Annotated in this window: 15 protein-coding genes, 1 tRNA gene and 1 other RNA gene; 3 read left to right on the top strand and 14 right to left on the bottom strand. The window is 57.0% G+C overall.

The features are described from left to right. Positions 1–263: 263 nt before the first annotated feature. From dppF to IAE48_RS15680, 13 genes are all read right to left on the bottom strand, one after another. The gene (gene dppF, locus IAE48_RS15740) at positions 264–1,277 is read right to left on the bottom strand and encodes a dipeptide ABC transporter ATP-binding subunit DppF (RefSeq protein ID WP_042713255.1); all 1,014 of its coding nucleotides are present in this window, start codon (positions 1,275–1,277) and stop codon (positions 264–266) included. Further along, entirely contained in the window at positions 1,264–2,256 is a 993-nt protein-coding gene (gene dppD / locus IAE48_RS15735) for a dipeptide ABC transporter ATP-binding protein (protein WP_042713256.1), read from the bottom strand. Before dppD ends, dppF begins: the two co-directional genes overlap by 14 nt. 10 nt (positions 2,257–2,266) lie before the next feature. Then, positions 2,267–3,169 (bottom strand): dipeptide ABC transporter permease DppC, encoded by a 903-nt coding sequence (dppC, locus tag IAE48_RS15730; protein WP_054802687.1) that lies wholly within the window; start codon positions 3,167–3,169, stop codon positions 2,267–2,269. 9 nt (positions 3,170–3,178) lie between these two features. After that, positions 3,179–4,198 (bottom strand): dipeptide ABC transporter permease DppB, encoded by a 1,020-nt coding sequence (gene dppB, locus IAE48_RS15725; protein WP_042713258.1) that lies wholly within the window; start codon positions 4,196–4,198, stop codon positions 3,179–3,181. Positions 4,199–4,339: 141 nt separating this feature from the next. Further along, entirely contained in the window at positions 4,340–5,947 is a 1,608-nt protein-coding gene (gene dppA / locus IAE48_RS15720; RefSeq protein WP_042713259.1) for a dipeptide ABC transporter periplasmic-binding protein DppA, read from the bottom strand. A gap of 760 nt (positions 5,948–6,707) precedes the next feature. Continuing rightward, a non-coding RNA gene (locus IAE48_RS15715) (RtT sRNA) lies at positions 6,708–6,839 on the bottom strand. A 36-nt stretch (positions 6,840–6,875) separates the two neighbouring features. Further along, positions 6,876–6,952: transfer RNA gene (locus IAE48_RS15710), tRNA-Pro, on the bottom strand. Positions 6,953–7,042: 90 nt separating this feature from the next. Further along, positions 7,043–8,725 carry a kdo(2)-lipid A phosphoethanolamine 7''-transferase gene (eptB, locus tag IAE48_RS15705; RefSeq protein WP_200134919.1) on the bottom strand — a complete coding sequence of 561 codons (1,683 nt, stop codon included), beginning with the start codon at positions 8,723–8,725 and terminating at the stop codon, positions 7,043–7,045. Positions 8,726–8,939: 214 nt separating this feature from the next. Continuing rightward, entirely contained in the window at positions 8,940–9,371 is a 432-nt protein-coding gene (locus IAE48_RS15700; protein WP_042718589.1) for an organic hydroperoxide resistance protein, read from the bottom strand. A 103-nt stretch (positions 9,372–9,474) separates the two neighbouring features. After that, positions 9,475–9,735 carry a Txe/YoeB family addiction module toxin gene (locus IAE48_RS15695; RefSeq protein ID WP_054802690.1) on the bottom strand — a complete coding sequence of 87 codons (261 nt, stop codon included), beginning with the start codon at positions 9,733–9,735 and terminating at the stop codon, positions 9,475–9,477. Further along, positions 9,732–10,022 carry a type II toxin-antitoxin system Phd/YefM family antitoxin gene (locus IAE48_RS15690; protein WP_370569029.1) on the bottom strand — a complete coding sequence of 97 codons (291 nt, stop codon included), beginning with the start codon at positions 10,020–10,022 and terminating at the stop codon, positions 9,732–9,734. The genes IAE48_RS15695 and IAE48_RS15690 overlap by 4 nt, the downstream gene beginning before the upstream one ends. Positions 10,023–10,204: 182 nt before the next feature. Then, on the bottom strand, positions 10,205–11,407 hold the full coding sequence (locus tag IAE48_RS15685; RefSeq protein ID WP_200134918.1) for an MFS transporter: 1,203 nt from the start codon (positions 11,405–11,407) through the stop codon (positions 10,205–10,207). Positions 11,408–11,648: 241 nt separating this feature from the next. Then, on the bottom strand, positions 11,649–12,329 hold the full coding sequence (locus tag IAE48_RS15680) for an autotransporter domain-containing protein (RefSeq protein WP_094418958.1): 681 nt from the start codon (positions 12,327–12,329) through the stop codon (positions 11,649–11,651). A 147-nt stretch (positions 12,330–12,476) separates the two neighbouring features. Between IAE48_RS15680 and tag the strand changes: the two genes are divergently transcribed. Together tag and IAE48_RS15670 are read left to right on the top strand one after the other, a co-directional pair. Beyond that, on the top strand, positions 12,477–13,058 hold the full coding sequence (gene tag, locus IAE48_RS15675) for a DNA-3-methyladenine glycosylase I (RefSeq protein WP_200134917.1): 582 nt from the start codon (positions 12,477–12,479) through the stop codon (positions 13,056–13,058). Then, positions 13,036–13,482: an N-acetyltransferase gene (locus tag IAE48_RS15670; RefSeq protein ID WP_200134916.1), complete on the top strand. Its 447-nt coding sequence runs from the start codon at positions 13,036–13,038 to the stop codon at positions 13,480–13,482. The genes tag and IAE48_RS15670 overlap by 23 nt, the downstream gene beginning before the upstream one ends. Here the strand turns inward: IAE48_RS15670 and IAE48_RS15665 are convergent. Next, positions 13,445–15,775, bottom strand: a complete 2,331-nt coding sequence (locus IAE48_RS15665; RefSeq protein ID WP_255564531.1) for a molybdopterin guanine dinucleotide-containing S/N-oxide reductase — start codon at positions 15,773–15,775, stop codon at positions 13,445–13,447. The two genes, IAE48_RS15670 and IAE48_RS15665, sit on opposite strands and share 38 nt — an antisense overlap. Before the next feature lie 192 nt (positions 15,776–15,967). Between IAE48_RS15665 and IAE48_RS15660 the strand changes: the two genes are divergently transcribed. Next, on the top strand, positions 15,968–16,984 hold the full coding sequence (locus IAE48_RS15660; RefSeq protein WP_200134914.1) for a LacI family DNA-binding transcriptional regulator: 1,017 nt from the start codon (positions 15,968–15,970) through the stop codon (positions 16,982–16,984). Positions 16,985–17,025: the final 41 nt, after the last annotated feature.

Below are 17,025 nucleotides of genomic sequence, written 5' to 3'. Positions count from 1 at the left end.
CACCGATTTCCTTGCGGGGCCGCGGGGATTGACAAGGGGAGCGCGGCCGCTCCCTTTGTCCCGTTCACCGCACAGATGATTTATGAGGATCCCGTCCCCGTGGTGAACGGAAAAATTCCACCCATCCGGCATTAGCGCCGCGAAACATGCCGGATGGCGCGTAAAACGCTTATCCGGCCTACGGAACGGAACCCTTCAACCAACGCCCCATGCAAGCCCCATTGCCGGATGGCGGCTTCGCCTTATCCGGCCTACAAATCAGCCTACACCTGCGGAATCTCGCGATTCTCATCCTTATCTACCGCAAAACAGGCCACCAGCTGACCATTGTAATCCTTCAACTGCGGCTGCAACTGCGTGCAGGGGCCGAAGCGACGGCTACAACGGGCATTAAAGGCACACCCCGGCGGCGGGTTGAGCGGGCTCGGCAGCTCGCCGGTAAGCTTAATGCGCTCGCGGCGATCGTCCGGGTTAAGGCGCGGGGTCGCGGAGAGCAGCGCCTGGGTGTAAGGGTGGCGCGGGTTGGCAAAGATCTGCTCTTTGCTGCCCTTCTCCACGCAGCGGCCGAGATACATCACCATCACCTCATCGGCAATGTGCTCCACCACCGACAGGTCGTGCGAGATAAAGACGTAAGAGAGCCCCAAATCCTGCTGCAGATCCATCATCAGGTTCAGCACCTGCGCGCGCACGGAGACGTCGAGCGCCGAAACCGGTTCATCGGCAATCACCACGTCCGGGTCGAGCATCAGGCCACGGGCAATAGCAATACGCTGACGCTGACCGCCGGAGAACATATGCGGGTAGCGGTCATAGTGCTCGGTTTTCAGCCCCACTTTCGCCATCATCGCCAGCGCTTTCTCGCGGCGCGCCTCTCTGCTGAGGGAGCTGTTAATCAACAGCGGCTCTTCGAGGATCTGCCCCACTTTTTTACGCGGGTTCAGCGAGCCATAGGGGTTCTGAAAGACGATCTGGATTTTCTGCCGACGCAGCTTCTGCGCCTGCGGATCGTGCTTGAGCAGATCCTGGCCCTGGTAGTAGAGCTCACCGCCGGTCGGCGTTTCAATCATCGTCAGCAGGCGGCCAAGCGTTGATTTGCCGCAGCCGGACTCGCCGACCACCGCCAGGGTTTTGCCGCGCTCCAGCGAAAACGAGACGCCGTCCAGCGCTTTAACCAGGCGCTCCGGGGCAAAAAAGCCCTTCTTCACCGGGTAGTGTTTTTTCAGGTCGATCGCCTGCAACAGCGGCTGCTGCGAAGTGGCCTCATGCGTACTCATAATTCGGCCTCCCGGCATCATCGAGTGGGTAGTGACATTTGGACTGGCGGCCGCCGTCGACGGTGTTCAGATCCGGCTCATCGACGCGGCATTTGTCCGTTGCATAGGGGCAGCGCGGGTTGAGCAGACAGCCGCTCGGGCGGTCATATTTCCCCGGTACTACGCCCGGCAGCGACGCCAGACGCGCTTTGTCCTGGGCAAACTCCGGCAGCGCGCGCAGCAGCGCCTGGGTGTACGGGTGACGCGGCGCGCGGAAGATATCCCGCGATTCGCCCGCCTCTACCACCTGGCCTGCATACATGACGATGATTTTGTGCGCCGCTTCCGCCACCAGCGCCAGATCGTGCGTAATCAGGATCAGCGCCATGTTCTTTTGCTGCTGCAACTCCAGCAGCAGTTCGATGATCTGCGCCTGAATGGTAACGTCGAGCGCAGTGGTCGGTTCATCGGCAATCAGCAGCTTCGGCTGGCAGGCAATCGCCATCGCGATCATGACGCGCTGGCTCATACCGCCCGAAAGCTGATGCGGGTAAACGTCGAGCCGCGAAGCCGGGTCGGGAATGCCGACCTGGTTGAGCAGGTCGATCGCCCGCTGGCGGCGGGTTTTCTTATTGCCGCCCTGATGCACTTTAATCGCTTCCATAATCTGGAAACCGACGGTGTAGCAGGGGTTAAGGCTGGTCATCGGATCCTGGAAAATCATCGCCACTTCCGAGCCGACCAGGCTGCGGCGCTCTTTTTCCGAAATCCGTTTTAAATCCTGACCGTTAAACTCCAGCTTCTCTGCCATTACGCGGCCGGGGAAATCAATCAGCCCCATGATCGCCAGCGAGCTGACCGATTTACCAGAGCCGGACTCGCCAACGATGCCGATCACTTCGCCCTGGTTTACGCTGTAGCTAATGCGGTCTACGGCGCGGAACTCGGCACCAACGTCGCCGAAGTGCACCGATAATTTATCTACATTTAATAACGCCATCTCGAACCTCTTACTGCTTCAGTTTGGGGTCGAGCGCATCACGCAGTCCGTCACCCATCAGGTTAAATGCCAGCACCGTCAGCAGGATCGCCAGACCCGGGAAGGTCACGACCCACCAGGCACTCTGTGCGAACTGCAACACGTCGGAGAGCATGGTGCCCCACTCCGGTGTTGGCGGCTGCGCACCCATGCCGAGGAAGCCAAGGGCGGCCATATCGAGAATGGCGTTAGAGAAGCCGAGCGACGCCTGAACGATCAGCGGCGCAAGGCAGTTCGGGAAAATATTGACGAACATTTGACGCATCGCGCCTGCACCCGCCACGCGGGAAGCGGTCACATAATCGCGGTTCACCTCCACCAGCACGGCGGCGCGCGTCAGGCGCACATAGTGCGGCAGGGCGACAAAGGTTAATGCCAGCGAGGCGTTAACTATCGACGGGCCGAAGATCGCCACCAGCACCAGCGCCAGCAGCAGGCTCGGCAGTGCCAGCATGATATCGACGACGCGCATGATGATGTTGTCGATAAGCCCGCCAAAGTAGCCCGCCACCAGGCCGAGGATAATCCCGGCAACCAGCGACAGCGCCACCACCAGGCAGCCAACCAGCAGCGAGAGGCGCGCGCCGAACATCAGGCGCGACAGCGTGTCGCGGCCTACATCGTCGGTGCCGAGGATATGCGTCCAGGTGCCGCCATCCTGCCAGACCGGCGGTGCCAGCAGCGCATCGCGGAACTGATCCGCCGGGTTATGCGGCGCGATGAAGTTGGCGAAGATGGCGATAATCAACATCACCACGACATAGGCCAGGCCGACAACCGCGCCTTTATTGCGTTTGAAGTAGTGCCAGAACTCCTGCAGCGGCGTCATGGGCACCGGCGCAGAGACAACTTTATTTTCAGTAACTTGTGACATGATGGCCCCTTACTTCTTATGCCGAATACGCGGGTTCACCACGCCGTACAGCAGGTCGACCAGCAGGTTGACGAGGATAATCATCGTCGCGACCAGCAGCACCCCGCCCTGCACCACCGGATAGTCGCGGCGTTGCAGTGCATCAATCAGCCAGCGGCCAAGGCCCGGCCAGGAGAAGATGGTTTCGGTCAGGATCGCGCCCGCCAGCATGGTGCCGACTTGCAGACCGATAACCGTTACCACCGGCAGCATCGCGTTGCGCAGCGCGTGGACGATAATCACCCGCATACGGGTCAGCCCTTTGGCGCGCGCGGTGCGGATATAGTCTTCGCCCAGCACTTCCAGCATTGAAGAGCGCGTCATACGCACAATCACCGCCAGCGGAATAGTGCCGAGCACGACGGCCGGCAGGATCATGTGCGCGACGGCATCAATAAAGTTGCCCTCTTCGCCCCAGATGGCGGTGTCGATCAGCATAAAGCCGGTGAGCGGGTTGGTGTCATCGAGGAACACCATATCGCTGACGCGCCCGGAGACCGGCGTCAGGTTTAGCTGCACCGAGACCAGCATAATCAGCATCATGCCCCACCAGAAGATCGGCATGGAGTAGCCGGTCAGCGCGATGCTCACGGCGGTGTGATCGAAGATGGAGCCGCGTTTGACCGCAGCGAGTACGCCCACCGGAATGCCGACGGCAACGGCGAAGATCATCGCGCAGACGCCCAGCTCCAGCGTGGCTTTAAAGCGCGGCACGAATTCGTCCCACACCGGAAGACGGCTCTTCAATGAGAGACCTAAATCGCCGTGCAATACGCCCCACACATAGTGGACATACTGTTCCCACAGCGGCTTGTCGAGACCGAGCTCGGCCAGCAACTGAGCGTGACGCTCAGGGGAGATACCACGCTCACCCGCCATGATCATCACCGGATCACCGGGGATCATATGAACAAAGGCAAAGGTGAGAAGGGTGATACCGATAAACGTCGGGATAACTAACCCCAGACGTCGGAGGATGAACTGCAACATAACCCGGATTCTCAGTAGTGACGCGACGCCTGGCGACGGCACGTCTGTATTGCTCACAAATGTATTTCCACTCTTATTACAAGAGGGAACAGACCTCTCCCCCTCTCCCAGCGAAGAGGGGGAGATCAGGCATTTTACTTATTATTCGACAGAGACGTTTTCGAAGTGGTGTTTGCCTAATGGATCAACCACATAGCCTTTCACCTCTTTACGCACTGGCTCATAGACGGTGGAGTGCGCGACGATCAGCGCCGGAGCCTGGTCATGCATCACTACCTGCGCTTGTTTGTAGAGCTCAATACGCTTGTTGTGATCGTCAGTGGCGCGCGCCGGCTGAATCAGATCTTCAAACGGCTTGTAGCACCAGCGCGAGTAGTTGGAGCCATCTTTCGCTGCTGCGCAGCTGAACAGGGTGGCGAAGAAGTTATCCGGATCCCCGTTGTCGCCGGTCCAGCCCATCATCACAGCCTGATGCTCGCCCGCTTTCGCACGCTTGAGGTATTCGCCCCACTCGTAGGTGACGATTTTGGCCTGTACGCCCACTTTCGCCCAGTCAGACTGAATCATCTCAGCCATACGGCGCGCGTTCGGGTTGTACGGACGCTGTACCGGCATTGCCCACAGCTCAACGGTGAAGCCCTTCTCATGACCGGCTTCTTTCAGCAGCTGCTTCGCCTTCTCCGGATCGTAGGTGTAGTCTTTAACGTCGTCGTTATAGCCCCACATGGTCGGCGGAATCAGGTTTTTCGCCGCAACGCCCGCGCCCTGATAGACCGCTTTGATGATCGCTTCTTTGTTTACCGCGTAGGTCAGCGCCTGGCGCACTTTCACATCATCAAACGGTTTTTTCTCGGTGTTGAAGGACATGTAACCGACGTTCAGGCCAGCCTGCTCCATCAGGTTAATGTTTTTGTCCTGCTTCATGCGCGCGATGTCAGCCGGGTTCGGGTACGGCATCACCTGACACTCGTTTTTCTGCAGCTTGGCGTAACGCACGGAAGCATCCGGCGTGATGGAGAAGACCAGGCGATCGATCTTCGGCTTGGTGCCCCAGAAGCCTTCAAACGCTTTGTAGAGAATGCGCGAGTCTTTCTGGTATTGCAGCAGCTGGAACGGACCGGTACCGATTGGGTTGAGGTCAACTTTGTCCGGCGTACCGGCTTTCAGCATGTTGTCCGCGTACTCTTTGGAGAGGATGGAGGCGAAGTCCATTGCCAGGTCAGCGAGGAACGGCGATTCCGGGCGCGTCAGCACGAACTGCACGGTGTGATCGTCGACTTTTTTCACTTCGCTAATCAGATCTGGCAGACCCATGCCTTCGAAGTATTCATAGCTGCCGCCAGAGATTTTATGGTACGGGTTCTGGGCATTTTTCTGGCGATCGAAAGAGAACACCACGTCATCGGCGTTGAATTCACGCGTCGGTTTGAACTCTTTGTTGTCCTGCCACTTCACGCCTTTACGCAGGTGGAAAGTGTAGGTTTTGCCGTCTTCGCTGATGTCCCACTTCTCGGCCAGACCTGGAATCACTTCCGTGGTGCCGGTTTTGAACTCAACCAGACGGTTATAAATTGGCACAGAGCTGGCATCGTAAGTGGTACCAGAGGTGAAAAGCTGTGGGTTAAAGCCTTCGGGCGAACCTTCAGAACAATAAACCAGGGTTTTAGCCTGCACGCTTGCCGCGACGGTCATGGCCACCAGGCTAAGACCGAGCTTCAGCATCCCTGACTTCTTCAAGGAAATACTCATTGATTCTGCTCCAATGTGATATGTGTTGTTACCCATGCAGTGGGTATGTCCGACAGGCCTTTTTTAGTTTTTTACCCGGTCTGGTCGGTTGTGCCCGCAGGCGTTATGAGAGATGGGGATTCCTTTCACAAGGTTGACTGAGTTGCAGTACAGATTCTCCATGAAATGCCCCTCATGCCCTACAATCTGTCAACAGAATGTCAAAACGTCAATACAGGTAACCGGGATTTACAACGACGGTGAGAATCGGCAAACAAAGTTAAAAAAAAGTTCAAGCCGCCATATTCAGCAGGGAAATTTATGCTAGTGGCGCGGAAGCAGAATATTCCCCTTATAAAACGCCATTACCCAGTGATTAACATTCATGCAGATTATGAAAAATTTCTATCACAATGATGATTATCTGAGCGGTATATCCCGCGAACGCTAAAACGCACAGCGCAAAATGCTGACTTTATCCATAAGCAACGCGAAAAAAGATCGTTAGATATATAAATAAATACGATGGAATATCGCAAAAAATAGCCGTCAGGCAGCGGGAAGCAGGGATAAGCAGAGTTTCAGCGGGTTTTGGTTTTTCACGGGTGCATTGGCTGCGGAACCGTGGGTTTTTGCCGGATGGCGCGTAAACGCTTATCCGGCCTACGGAATTGAGGATTTTGCTGGATCGCGTAGGCCTGATAAGGCGAAGCCGCCATCAGGCAATTGTGCTGACGCAGAAAGCAAAAAACCCAACCGTAAGGTTGGGTTTTTCTGAATTTGGTCGGTGCCAGAGGATGACTCGCCACTGCGTGGCTCGCCCTGCGGGCCGTTGCTGCGCAACGTTCTCTCGCTGCGCTCGAGTCGAACCTCCACCCCCGGAGGTTCTCATCCTCTTTCGGACGCAGAAAGCAAAAAACCCAACCGTAAGGTTGGGTTTTTCTAAATTTGGTCGGTGATAGAGGATTCGAACCTCCGACCCCTTCGTCCCGAACGAAGTGCGCTACCAGGCTGCGCCAATCACCGAATGCGGGGCGCATCTTACTGCCGCCGACATGCCCCGTCAATCCTTTAATCGAAAAAAGCTAACTGACTGGCGAGAAAGCCAGCAGCGCGTTACTTCGCGGCCTGCCCCGGTAAACGGCACCAGTTGTTATTCTCGTTAATCCCACCGTCCGGCGAGGTATAACCGAGGCAACCCATAATGGTGTCGTACAGCTCAACGTGGCGGCGCGGCGTTTTATAGGCCACCTGCTGCTTGAGTTGCGCCAGCATCTGCGCCTTCTGCGGGTCTTCAAGGTATTTATCAGACATCCACACCATCATCGGCACGCGGAACTGCTCCGGCGGTGCCATATGGCGCGGCGTACCGTGCAGGTGCTCCTGCTCATTGATCGATTCGCCGTGATCCGCTGCGTAAAACACAATCGCTTTACGGTCGCGCATCTTATCAATCACGCTGTCGATAAAGTGATCGACATAGGTCACCGAGTTATCAAAGGAGTTAATCATCTCCTCTTTACTGCACTTGCGATCGACGCCCATACACTCCGGTTTCCACTGCGCGAAGCTGCGCGGGTAACGCTGGGTATAGTTAAAGTGCGACCCTTTGGTGTGGAGAATAATCATATGCTTACCGTTGGCGTTATCCGCCAGCGAGCGGTTCATCTCGTCGACCAGTAGCATGTCGTCAACGTGCTTGCCACGGTTGCGCGGCTCAGCGCCAATCTGCTCGCGGTAGGCGATATTGTCCGCCATGGTGTTGCTGTAGAACCACATTTCGCTCTGCATGGCGTAGAGATCGCTGGAGAAGCCAAGCTGCTTAAGCACCGCGAAAATATTCTGCTCTTTCAGGGTACGCTGCGGATTGGTCTCCGCACCGCCTTCGCGCACAAACATACAGCGCAACGAGAGCTTCGTCGCGGTATCGCACGAGTAACCGCGGAAGGCGACGAGGTTCTTCTCCTGCGCCAGCTTCGGCGTGGTGTTGCGTTCATAGCCGAGCATGCCCATATGGTCCCAGCGCGTGGTCTCGCCGATGATAAACACCACCCAGGTATCATCAATATTCTTCGGCGCGACGTAGGTAAACTTCGTCGCCGGGTTCATCAATGAACTGTTATCTGAAGACTCATCGACGCGCGCCCAGGCATAGAGCCCCAGCGCAGAGAGCCAGTTGGAGGGCAGGTAGGAGTTAGCAACCACGCCGCCGTAGCTTGGCAGATCAACGCCCGAAGCGCGCTCGGTCTGCTTCTGCTGCACATCCATCAGGCGAATCGGCCCCCACACCAGCAGCCCGGCTAACACCACCAGGCCTGCGCTGCGAATGCGCGCGCCAGGCTGACGCAGCTGGCGCAGCAGGGTGTCGCGGCAGCGGTTGTGCCAGATAAAGAGCAGTGGGAGCGCACTCACTGCCACGATCCAGACGAACAACTGCCAGCCCACCACCTCTTTGGAGAGGTCAATATCCGTGGTCATCACCGAGGCGATAATGCCGTAGCCAATCACCACGTTAAGGAAAGTCATGTAGTAGCTGGCGGCGGCGGAGAAGACCACAATCAGCGAAGTCAGAATACGCCAGACGCGTCGGCCAAACAGCGACAGCACACGTAGTAAGAAGAAGGTGACCAGCACGGTCGCGATCAGCTCCACGGCAGCGGAGAGCCCTTTCAGCGGGGTGAATGCGTGCGCGTAACCATCGAACCGACGGTAAAACACAGCGCTATTCATAAACAGACCGATATACAACGCAAGCAGGAAGCTTAACTTCTGCTGGGTAATCGTTTTGATATAGTTCATGCAAGCAGCTCAAAAAAGAGGAAAAAGCTCCTGAAAGCGAGAGTCATTCACGCGTCAGGCTAAAAAATTGCGAAGGAAGTTAATACGTGAAACTTCTGAAGCGCGCTAAGTAGACCATAGCGGCAGAGAAAAGTGTCAATGGGAGATGAGATTCGGCCATATATTTACAAAAAATAGATGGCCGATGACAAAAAATGTTAACCGCGATGGGTTATCAGGAGGTAATTACATTGAGTTTTACATCAATGTTACCGCGAGTGGCATTGGAGTAAGGGCAGACAATATGCGCCTTTTGCACCAGCTCTTCCGCTTCTTTGTGATCCATGCCCGGCAGGTGGATATCCAGCTGCGCTTCGATACCAAAACCGGTCGGCAACGGCCCAATGCCTACCTGACCTTCAATGTAAGCATCCTGCGGCACTTTCTTCTTCTCGGTCGACGCCACGTGTTTTAGCGCGCCAAGGAAACAGGCCGAGTAGCCCGCTGCGAAAAGCTGTTCCGGGTTGGTCACTTCGCCGCCAGGGCCGCCCATCTCTTTCGGTACGCCCAGTTTGACATCCAGCACACCATCAGAGGAGGTTGCACGGCCATCGCGTCCCCCGGTTGCTTTCGCTTTAGCACGGTAAACCACTTTCTCTAAAGACATTTGTGACTCCTTCTGTTGGATGAACCTGATTAATAAGGATAGTCGCTTTGCGGAAAGTGTGGGGCGCAGAGGGAGAAAAGCCTCGCGAAAGCGAGGCCAGGCATTAAAGATTTACGTAGTGGTAGCGGCAAGAAACGATAATCAGCGAGTCATCTTTTATGTAGTAAACGAGTCGATGCTCTTTGGTGATGCGGCGCGACCAGAGCGGCTTATGGTGCTTAAGCGCCTCCGGCTTTCCGAGCCCCTGGAAAGGGTGCTCAAGCGCATCCCTGACGAGGGTATCAATCTTCTGCTTTACCTTAGGGTCGTTCTGCTTCCAGAAATCTATATCAGCTTGCGCTTCCGGCGTTATCCTGGGCGTCATTCAAATTTATATTCCTGTAGGTCGCCGCTTTCCGCCTGTTGGATGCTGCGCTCAATATGCGCGGCGTTGACCGGATTGCTGAACAGATGAAGCGTCTCTTGCATAGAAGCAAACTCCTCGGCATCGATAACCACCACGCTTTTAGCCCCTTTGCGGGTGACAAGGATCGGAGCCAGCTCGTCATTTGCCTGCTGCATCAGCGAGGCCAGGTTCTGGCGGGCGTCGGTGTAGTTAACATGTTGCATATTCATCTCCCAGGTTCTATTACGCGAGACAATATAGCTCACGTACAAGTACCTGTACATATAGAACCCCACCCTTTACGCAACGAATGGCAGGGCGAAATCATAGCGGGCCGTGAAAGTGCGCATTGCGATCGCCCGCAACAATCGTTGATGGCGTGAGAAATTCAGAAAATAACAAGGCCGCGACGATTGTCGCGGCCTGCAAAGGTGTAGCCAGTTCGTTATTACGCGTGCGCTTGCTGGTAGACCTCGCGCTGCGGCTGGCGGATGGTGGTGGAGAGTGCCAGCGAGAGGATCAGCAGGGCGAAGATGACACAGAAGGTGACATAAAAGCCGCCGAACAGTGAGGCGATAATCGAGCCACAGATGCTGCCGATACCGAAACCGAGGTAAATCACACCGTAGTTTTTCGCCAGGTTGTTGAGGCCGAAGAACTCACTCACCAGCGACGGGAAGACGGTGATAGTGCCGCCGAAGTTGAAAGCAACACAGGCGATGGCGGCAAAGAAGCTCACGGCGTTCAGCGGTGCGAAGAGCAGTGCGGCCATGCCGACCAGTGAAATCACCTGACCAATGGTAATCACGCGGATGCGGGCAATCTTATCAGAGAGGATACCCAGCACCAGGCGGCCGCTGAGGTTGGCAATTGCAATCACAGTTACCGCATTAGCAGCAGTGGCAATATCCAGATGCACCATCCCCTGCGCGATATCTTTCGCCACGCCAATCACATACAGGCCGCTCATGCAGGCGGTCAGGAACATCACTGCCAGCATCCAGTACTGCGGTTTACTCATTGACTGCGCCAGCGTGAAGTCATTTTCCACTACCCCGTTAACGGTGGAGACTTTCTGCAGCGGCGCATCGGTCATCAGCATCGCACCGAAGACAATCATCACCAGCGTGATCGCGCCCCAGATCATAAAGGTGCTTTCCAGGCCGACGGTCGCCAGCAGATGGCTGTCAATAAATTTAAAACCGAGGCTGCCAAGGCCGTAAGAACCGATAGAGAAGGCAGAGATCAGCCCTTTGCGCTCCGGGAACCACTTCACGCAGTTAGAGAGGGTTAACAGGTAGCCCGCGCCATCTGCCAGGCCAACCAGCACCCCGGCGCTGAGCCACAGCATCATCAAATTGGTCGCATGCGCGGTGAGGAAGAAGCCAAGCCCGAGCAGCAGGCCGGAGGCGATGGTGACGCGCTTCACGCCAAAACGCTCCTGCAGTTTACCGGCTACTGAGGAGGAGAGCGCGAGGCCAAGGCTCAGCAGGCCAAAGGAAAATGCGACCTGGCTTACCGGCTCGCCCAGTTTTTCCGCCAGCGAACTATTGAACAAACTCCAGGTGTAAACCGACCCTAACGCAAACTGCGTGATGATGGTGCCGACCAGCGTCAGCCAGCGAGTGTGTTGAGCAAAGGAACTATTCATGGCAGTTGTCCCGCAGAAGAATAAAAAGGAATTCACTGCCGACAACCATAACGAAGCGCATTTCATGCCTGGGTAAAAAAGGCATGAAATGCAGCGAGAGAGGAATGAAATGCCGCTAAGCGGGAATGAATGACCGCGCGAAATATCACTGCGGCGAATACTAAGTGTGGGTTAGTACATACTATCAATATAAAACGCGCCGCTATTGTTTCCAGAGTGTAAAAAGATTGTTTTAATCGAGCTAAAAACGGGCGCTGACCCCCATGCTGTAGAGGTAGTTTTGCCCCCAGGTCTCGTTTTCCGATTGCGACATTGAGGCGTAGGCCGCGAGATGCGGGTTGAGCAGCATATCGGCGCCCAGCGTCACATCCATCCAGTTACCATACTGGTTGGCGGCGGTAAGGCGATAGAGTCCCGACTGGCTCTTCCAGACGTTTTCGCCAAACTGCTGGTTAACGCTAATTTGCGCCCACGGACGCAGATCGCCAAAGCGGCTATCAACTCGCCAGCCCAGCGAACTGACGCTGGCGTGCCACAGCGGATCGCTGTACTGCACGTTGGTCGCGCTGTCGCCGAATTCGTTATACATTGAGGTCGTTGAGCCATCGTAGTGCCACACCGCCACCGGGCCGGTGGTGACTTTACTTGAGAGCGGAATATTCCAGCCAAGGCTCATGGTGCTAATCGTATCGAGCGGCGACGTGTCGGGGAGATTAATGGCCAGCCCCGGCGAGTTTTGCGTCGAACGAATGCGCTCTTCAAGAATATCGTTATAACGGGGTTGCCGTTCGCTATCCCAGCGATAGCGTCCATCGGTGTCATCAGCACCGACATACTCTTGCTGCCACGCCGCCGCCGTCTGAGAAAAAAGCAGACAGGCAGGCAGCAGCGACATCATCAGGCCACTGCGGGTTGTTTTCATTATTTTACGACTCCAGAGAAGAGCCGAACTCGGCGTAATTGTTATCGTTGTTAGAACGGGCAAAAGCCCTGTAATAAATATTGTCTTTCTGAGGTTTACGTCAAGGCAAGACGACGTTTATTTTTCCTTCACAAACGGAGTACGGATATGCAGCGTTGTGGTTGGGTTACGCAGGACCCGCTCTATCTCGATTATCACGATAACGAGTGGGGCGTGGCGCAAAGGGACGGTAAAAAGCTGTTCGAGATGATCTGCCTCGAAGGGCAGCAGGCGGGGCTGTCGTGGATTACAGTGTTGAAAAAACGGGAGAATTACCGTCACGCCTTCCATAACTTTGACCCGCAGCGCGTCGCCGCCATGACAGCGCAGGATGTCGATAATTTACTGCAAAATGCCGGGGTTATTCGCCATCGTGGCAAGATTGAAGCGATTATTGGTAATGCGCGCGCCTACCTGGCGATGGAAGCCAACGGCGAGTCATTTTCAGATTTTATCTGGGGGTTCGTCGATAACCAGCCACAGATCGCGCACGCCGCCCTGCTCGCAGAAATCCCTGCCTCGACGCCCGTCTCCGACGCCTTATCAAAAGCGCTGAAAAAACGCGGCTTCAAATTTGTTGGTTCAACTATCTGTTATGCCTTTATGCAGGCCTGCGGTCTGGTTAATGACCACGTCGTCGGCTGCATCTGTTACCCGGGAGGAACGCATGATTCGCGCATGGAACAGTGAAGATTTAACCCCGCTGCTGGCGCTGTGGCTGGAGAGCACCACCCTCGCCCACCCCTTTATTCAGGCCAGCTACTGGCAGGAGAGCGAAGCGCTGGTGCGCGATGCCTACCTTCCATCGGCGAAAACCTGGGTGGCTGAGCAGGAGGGAGAGTTGCAGGGCTTTGTCAGCGTAATGGATGAGCAGTTTATCGGCGCGCTGTTTGTGCGCCCGCAGGCGTTTGGCCAGGGGTTCGGGAAAGCGCTGATTAACCATGTTAAACAGCACTTTCCCCGCTTAAGCCTTGAGGTTTACCAGCAGAATGAGCGGGCGGTGAACTTCTACCATGCGCAGGGCTTTACCATTACCGAAAGCGCATGGCAGGAGGAGACCGGTCATCCGACGTGGATCATGAGCTGGCAGGCGGATCAAACGCCGTCAGCGTAAGCGCCGGGCCGCGATACTTCTCAACCCACGCCAGCGCCGTATTTCCCGCGCAGCCATTGCCCAGCCGCGAGCTGGGCAGATCTTTGGTCAGCACGTTCACCGCGCCGTTTTTACACAGCCCGTCCGCCGTTGGTTCAAGATCCGGCCATGCCCCTTCATGAATGCAGATCACGCCAGGCTTAATGCCGCTGCTCACCACCGCGCCCGCCAGCACCTGCCCGCGCTGGTTCCACACCCGCACCACATCGCCCGGCGCGATACCGCGCGCCTGCGCATCGAGCGGATGGAGCGTAATTGGCTCGCGCCCGGCAACCGCATACTCCTCGCGCAGACGAGTAAAGTTGAGCTGGCTGTGCAGGCGATGCGCGGGGTGCGCAGAGAGCACCTGCAGCTGCTCCGGCTCGGCGTTGCCGTGCCACTCATCCGGCTCCAGCCATGTCGGATGCGGCGGGCAGTCGGCATAACCAAAGCTTTTAATGCGCTCAGAGAAGATTTCGATTTTACCGCTCGGCGTTTTCAGCGGGTGCGCCTGCGGATCGCGACGGAAATCGGCGTAACGCACAAAGCGCGCGTTCTGCTCGCTCTGCGGCATCTCAATCAGCTGGTTTGCCTGCCAGAACTCAGCAAACGGCGGCAGGGTCACCTGCTGGCTCGCCCCGCGCTCACCGGCGATGGTGTAGAAGGTCTCCAGCCACTGCAGATCGCTCTTCCCTTCGGTAAAGCGCTCGCGCCCGCCCGCTTCCCAGCGCTCGCTTAAGTCCGCAAATACTTCAAAGTCATCGCGCGCCTCAAACTGCGGCGGCACCACGCGCTGCATCGGTACCAGGTGCTGGTTGCTGTAATCGCCGGTCATCGTCAGATCGTTACGCTCAAACGAGGTAGTCGCTGGCAGCACGATATCGGCGTGTTTCGCCGCTGCCGTCCAGAAACACTCGGAGATCACCATCAGTTCCGGCTTCTGCCAGGCGCGGATCAGGCGGTTGGTATCCTGATGATGGGTAAAGTTTGCGCCGCCCGCCCACCAGACAAAGCGGATATCCGGGAAGTGCCCATTTATGCCGTTATGTTGGTAAGGCGCGCCGGGGTTCTCCAGCGCTTCAACAATGCGCGCGACGGGAAATTTATGTACTGCGTCGGTGCCGCCTTTGACCAGCCCCTGCATCGAGGCGAGCACCGCCGCACGGCGTGTCGGGTTACCGCCGTTAGCAAAGTGATAAGAGAGGCCAAACCCGCCGCCCGGCGTACCAATCTGCCCGAGCATCGCCGCCAGCGTCACCAGCATCCAGTGTTTTTGCTCGCCAAACTGCTGGCGCTGCATCCCCCATCCCGCCATCAGCATGGTGGTGTTTTTATGGAAAACTTCTGCCAGTTCGCGGATTTTAGCCGCTTCAATGCCGCAGATGCCTGCCGCCCACTCCGCCGTTTTCGCCACGCCATCGCTTGCGCCGGTGAGGTAGGCGGCAAAAATCTCGTAGCCCACGGTGCAACGGGAGAGAAAATCATTACCCTGCCAGCCGTTCTCCACCAGCGTGTGGGCGATACCGAGCATCAGCGCCACGTCGGTGCCCATATGCGGCGCGATCCACTCCGCGCGGTCGCCGAGGAAATCGACGGTCTCCGATCGCATCGGATCGATACAGATCACCCGCTTGCCGCTGTTGCGTAGCGCGTCAAAGTAAGGAATCCCCTGCTCATCCGAGGCGTTCCAGGCAATTTTTAGCGTATTAAGCGGGTTGGCGCTCCACAGCACCACTACGTCGCTGTGCTCAAGGATCAGCGGCCAGCTGGTCTGCTGCTGGTAAACTTCGTTGCCGCCAACCACATGCGGCATAATCGCCTGCGCGGCACCAGTGGAGTAATCCCCGAGATGGCCGGTATAGCCGCCCGCGAGGCTCATATAGCGCTGTAACAGCGTGGCGGCTTTGTGCAGCACGCCGTTGGAGCGCCAGCCGTAGGAACCCGCAAAGATTGATGACGGGCCATAGCTGTCACGAATACGTTTGTGCTGCTGATGGATCAGATCCAGCGCCTGATCCCAGCTGACACGCACAAACTCATCCTGCCCGCGCACGCCTTGCGGGCTGTCGGGCGAAGCGAGAAAGCCTTTGCGCACCATCGGGTAGCGCACGCGCGTTGCGCTGTGCACCTGCTCCTGCACCACGCTTTGCAGCGAGTTGGGGAAAGGCGTCGGCAGCCCGCCGCGCGAGGCGAGCACCTTTTCACCATCGGTGTCGACCAGCATCGGGCCCCAGTGGGCCGCCGTAAGAACTGTTTTGATAGCAGAGTTTGCCAAAGCGCGCTCCTGAATAGCTTGCAGGTGGTGTCGGATGTGTTGTTTGCGCTCTATCATCCACGGCGAAGCGCGTTTGGCAAAGAATTAAACGTCATTACCGCCGCGCGCCGGGTGATAAGCGCAGGTTAGTGCTTGATTGCCCGCGATTTCGCGCTAAGGTGTGGGCAACCAGTTACGGCGAGGGAAGCAACAATGGCGAAAACGACGCGCCCAACCATCAGCGATGTGGCGAAAGCGGCCAACACCGGCAAAACCAGTATTTCACGCTATCTCAACGGTGAAAAACATCTGCTTTCCGATGCCCTGCTGGCGCGCATTGAGCAGGCTATCGCCGCACTCGATTACCGCCCAAGCCTGATGGCGCGCGGTCTTAAGCGCGGGCGCACCCGGCTTATCGGGCTGATTATCGCCGATATCACCAATCCCTACTCCGTGCACGTGCTGAGCGGCATCGAAGCCGCCTGCCGCGAAAAGGGATTTACGCCGCTGGTCTGTAACACCAATAACGAAGTCGATCAGGAGCTACACTACCTTGACCTGCTGCGCAGCTACCAGGTGGAGGGGATTGTGGTGAACGCCGTGGGCATGCGCGAAGAGGGGCTAAACCGCCTGCAACAATCCTCCCTGCCGATGGTGCTGATTGACCGCAAAATCCCTGATTTCGCCTGCGATGTCGTCGGGCTGGATAACACCCAGGCCGCCACCACCGCCACTGAACACCTTATCGAGCAGGGTTTTGAAGCCCTGCTGTTCCTCAGCGAACCGCTGGGCACCGTCAACACTCGCCGCGAAAGGCTAAACGCTTTTCACTCCACCCTTGCCCGCTACCCTGGCGTGGTGGCGGAAGATGCGGAAGTGGTGCTGCACGAAGCGGCGCAGCTGGATAACACGTTGCGCCAGTTCCACGCCCGCCACCGCGGCATGCGCAAAGCGGTGATCTCCGCCAACGGCGCGTTGACCCTGCAAGTGGCGCGATCGCTTAAGCGTATTGGGCTGAACTGGGGCAGCGATATCGGCCTGCTCGGCTTTGATGAGCTGGAGTGGGCAGAGCTGGCAGGCGTTGGCATTACCACCCTCAAACAGCCGACCTGGCAGATCGGTTTTGCCGCCGTCGAGCAGGTCGTGCGCCGCATTGAGGGCCACAGCGACACGGTGCACGAGCGGGTTTTCTCCGGCGAACTGATCGTGCGCGGCTCCACGTCGCGTTAATTCTCCCCTTCGTGATGCCGATCATAAATTCGACACAGTGA

The organism is Kosakonia sp. S57 (assembly GCF_016516575.1).
GTDB lineage: Bacteria > Pseudomonadota > Gammaproteobacteria > Enterobacterales > Enterobacteriaceae > Kosakonia > Kosakonia cowanii.
The sequence above is the reverse complement of the archived record's forward strand: the minus strand, read 5'-3'. Positions and strand labels throughout refer to the sequence as shown.

Coding starts and splice junctions, on each gene's coding strand:
- dppF (WP_042713255.1), bottom strand. CDS start 1,277: ATGAGTACGCATGAGGCCACTTCGCAGCAGCCGCTGTTGCAGGCGATC.
- dppD (WP_042713256.1), bottom strand. CDS start 2,256: ATGGCGTTATTAAATGTAGATAAATTATCGGTGCACTTCGGCGACGTT.
- dppC (WP_054802687.1), bottom strand. CDS start 3,169: ATGTCACAAGTTACTGAAAATAAAGTTGTCTCTGCGCCGGTGCCCATG.
- dppB (WP_042713258.1), bottom strand. CDS start 4,198: ATGTTGCAGTTCATCCTCCGACGTCTGGGGTTAGTTATCCCGACGTTT.
- dppA (WP_042713259.1), bottom strand. CDS start 5,947: ATGAGTATTTCCTTGAAGAAGTCAGGGATGCTGAAGCTCGGTCTTAGC.
- eptB (WP_200134919.1), bottom strand. CDS start 8,725: ATGAACTATATCAAAACGATTACCCAGCAGAAGTTAAGCTTCCTGCTT.
- IAE48_RS15700 (WP_042718589.1), bottom strand. CDS start 9,371: ATGTCTTTAGAGAAAGTGGTTTACCGTGCTAAAGCGAAAGCAACCGGG.
- IAE48_RS15695 (WP_054802690.1), bottom strand. CDS start 9,735: ATGACGCCCAGGATAACGCCGGAAGCGCAAGCTGATATAGATTTCTGG.
- IAE48_RS15685 (WP_200134918.1), bottom strand. CDS start 11,407: ATGAATAGTTCCTTTGCTCAACACACTCGCTGGCTGACGCTGGTCGGC.
- IAE48_RS15680 (WP_094418958.1), bottom strand. CDS start 12,329: ATGAAAACAACCCGCAGTGGCCTGATGATGTCGCTGCTGCCTGCCTGT.
- tag (WP_200134917.1), top strand. CDS start 12,477: ATGCAGCGTTGTGGTTGGGTTACGCAGGACCCGCTCTATCTCGATTAT.
- IAE48_RS15670 (WP_200134916.1), top strand. CDS start 13,036: ATGATTCGCGCATGGAACAGTGAAGATTTAACCCCGCTGCTGGCGCTG.
- IAE48_RS15660 (WP_200134914.1), top strand. CDS start 15,968: ATGGCGAAAACGACGCGCCCAACCATCAGCGATGTGGCGAAAGCGGCC.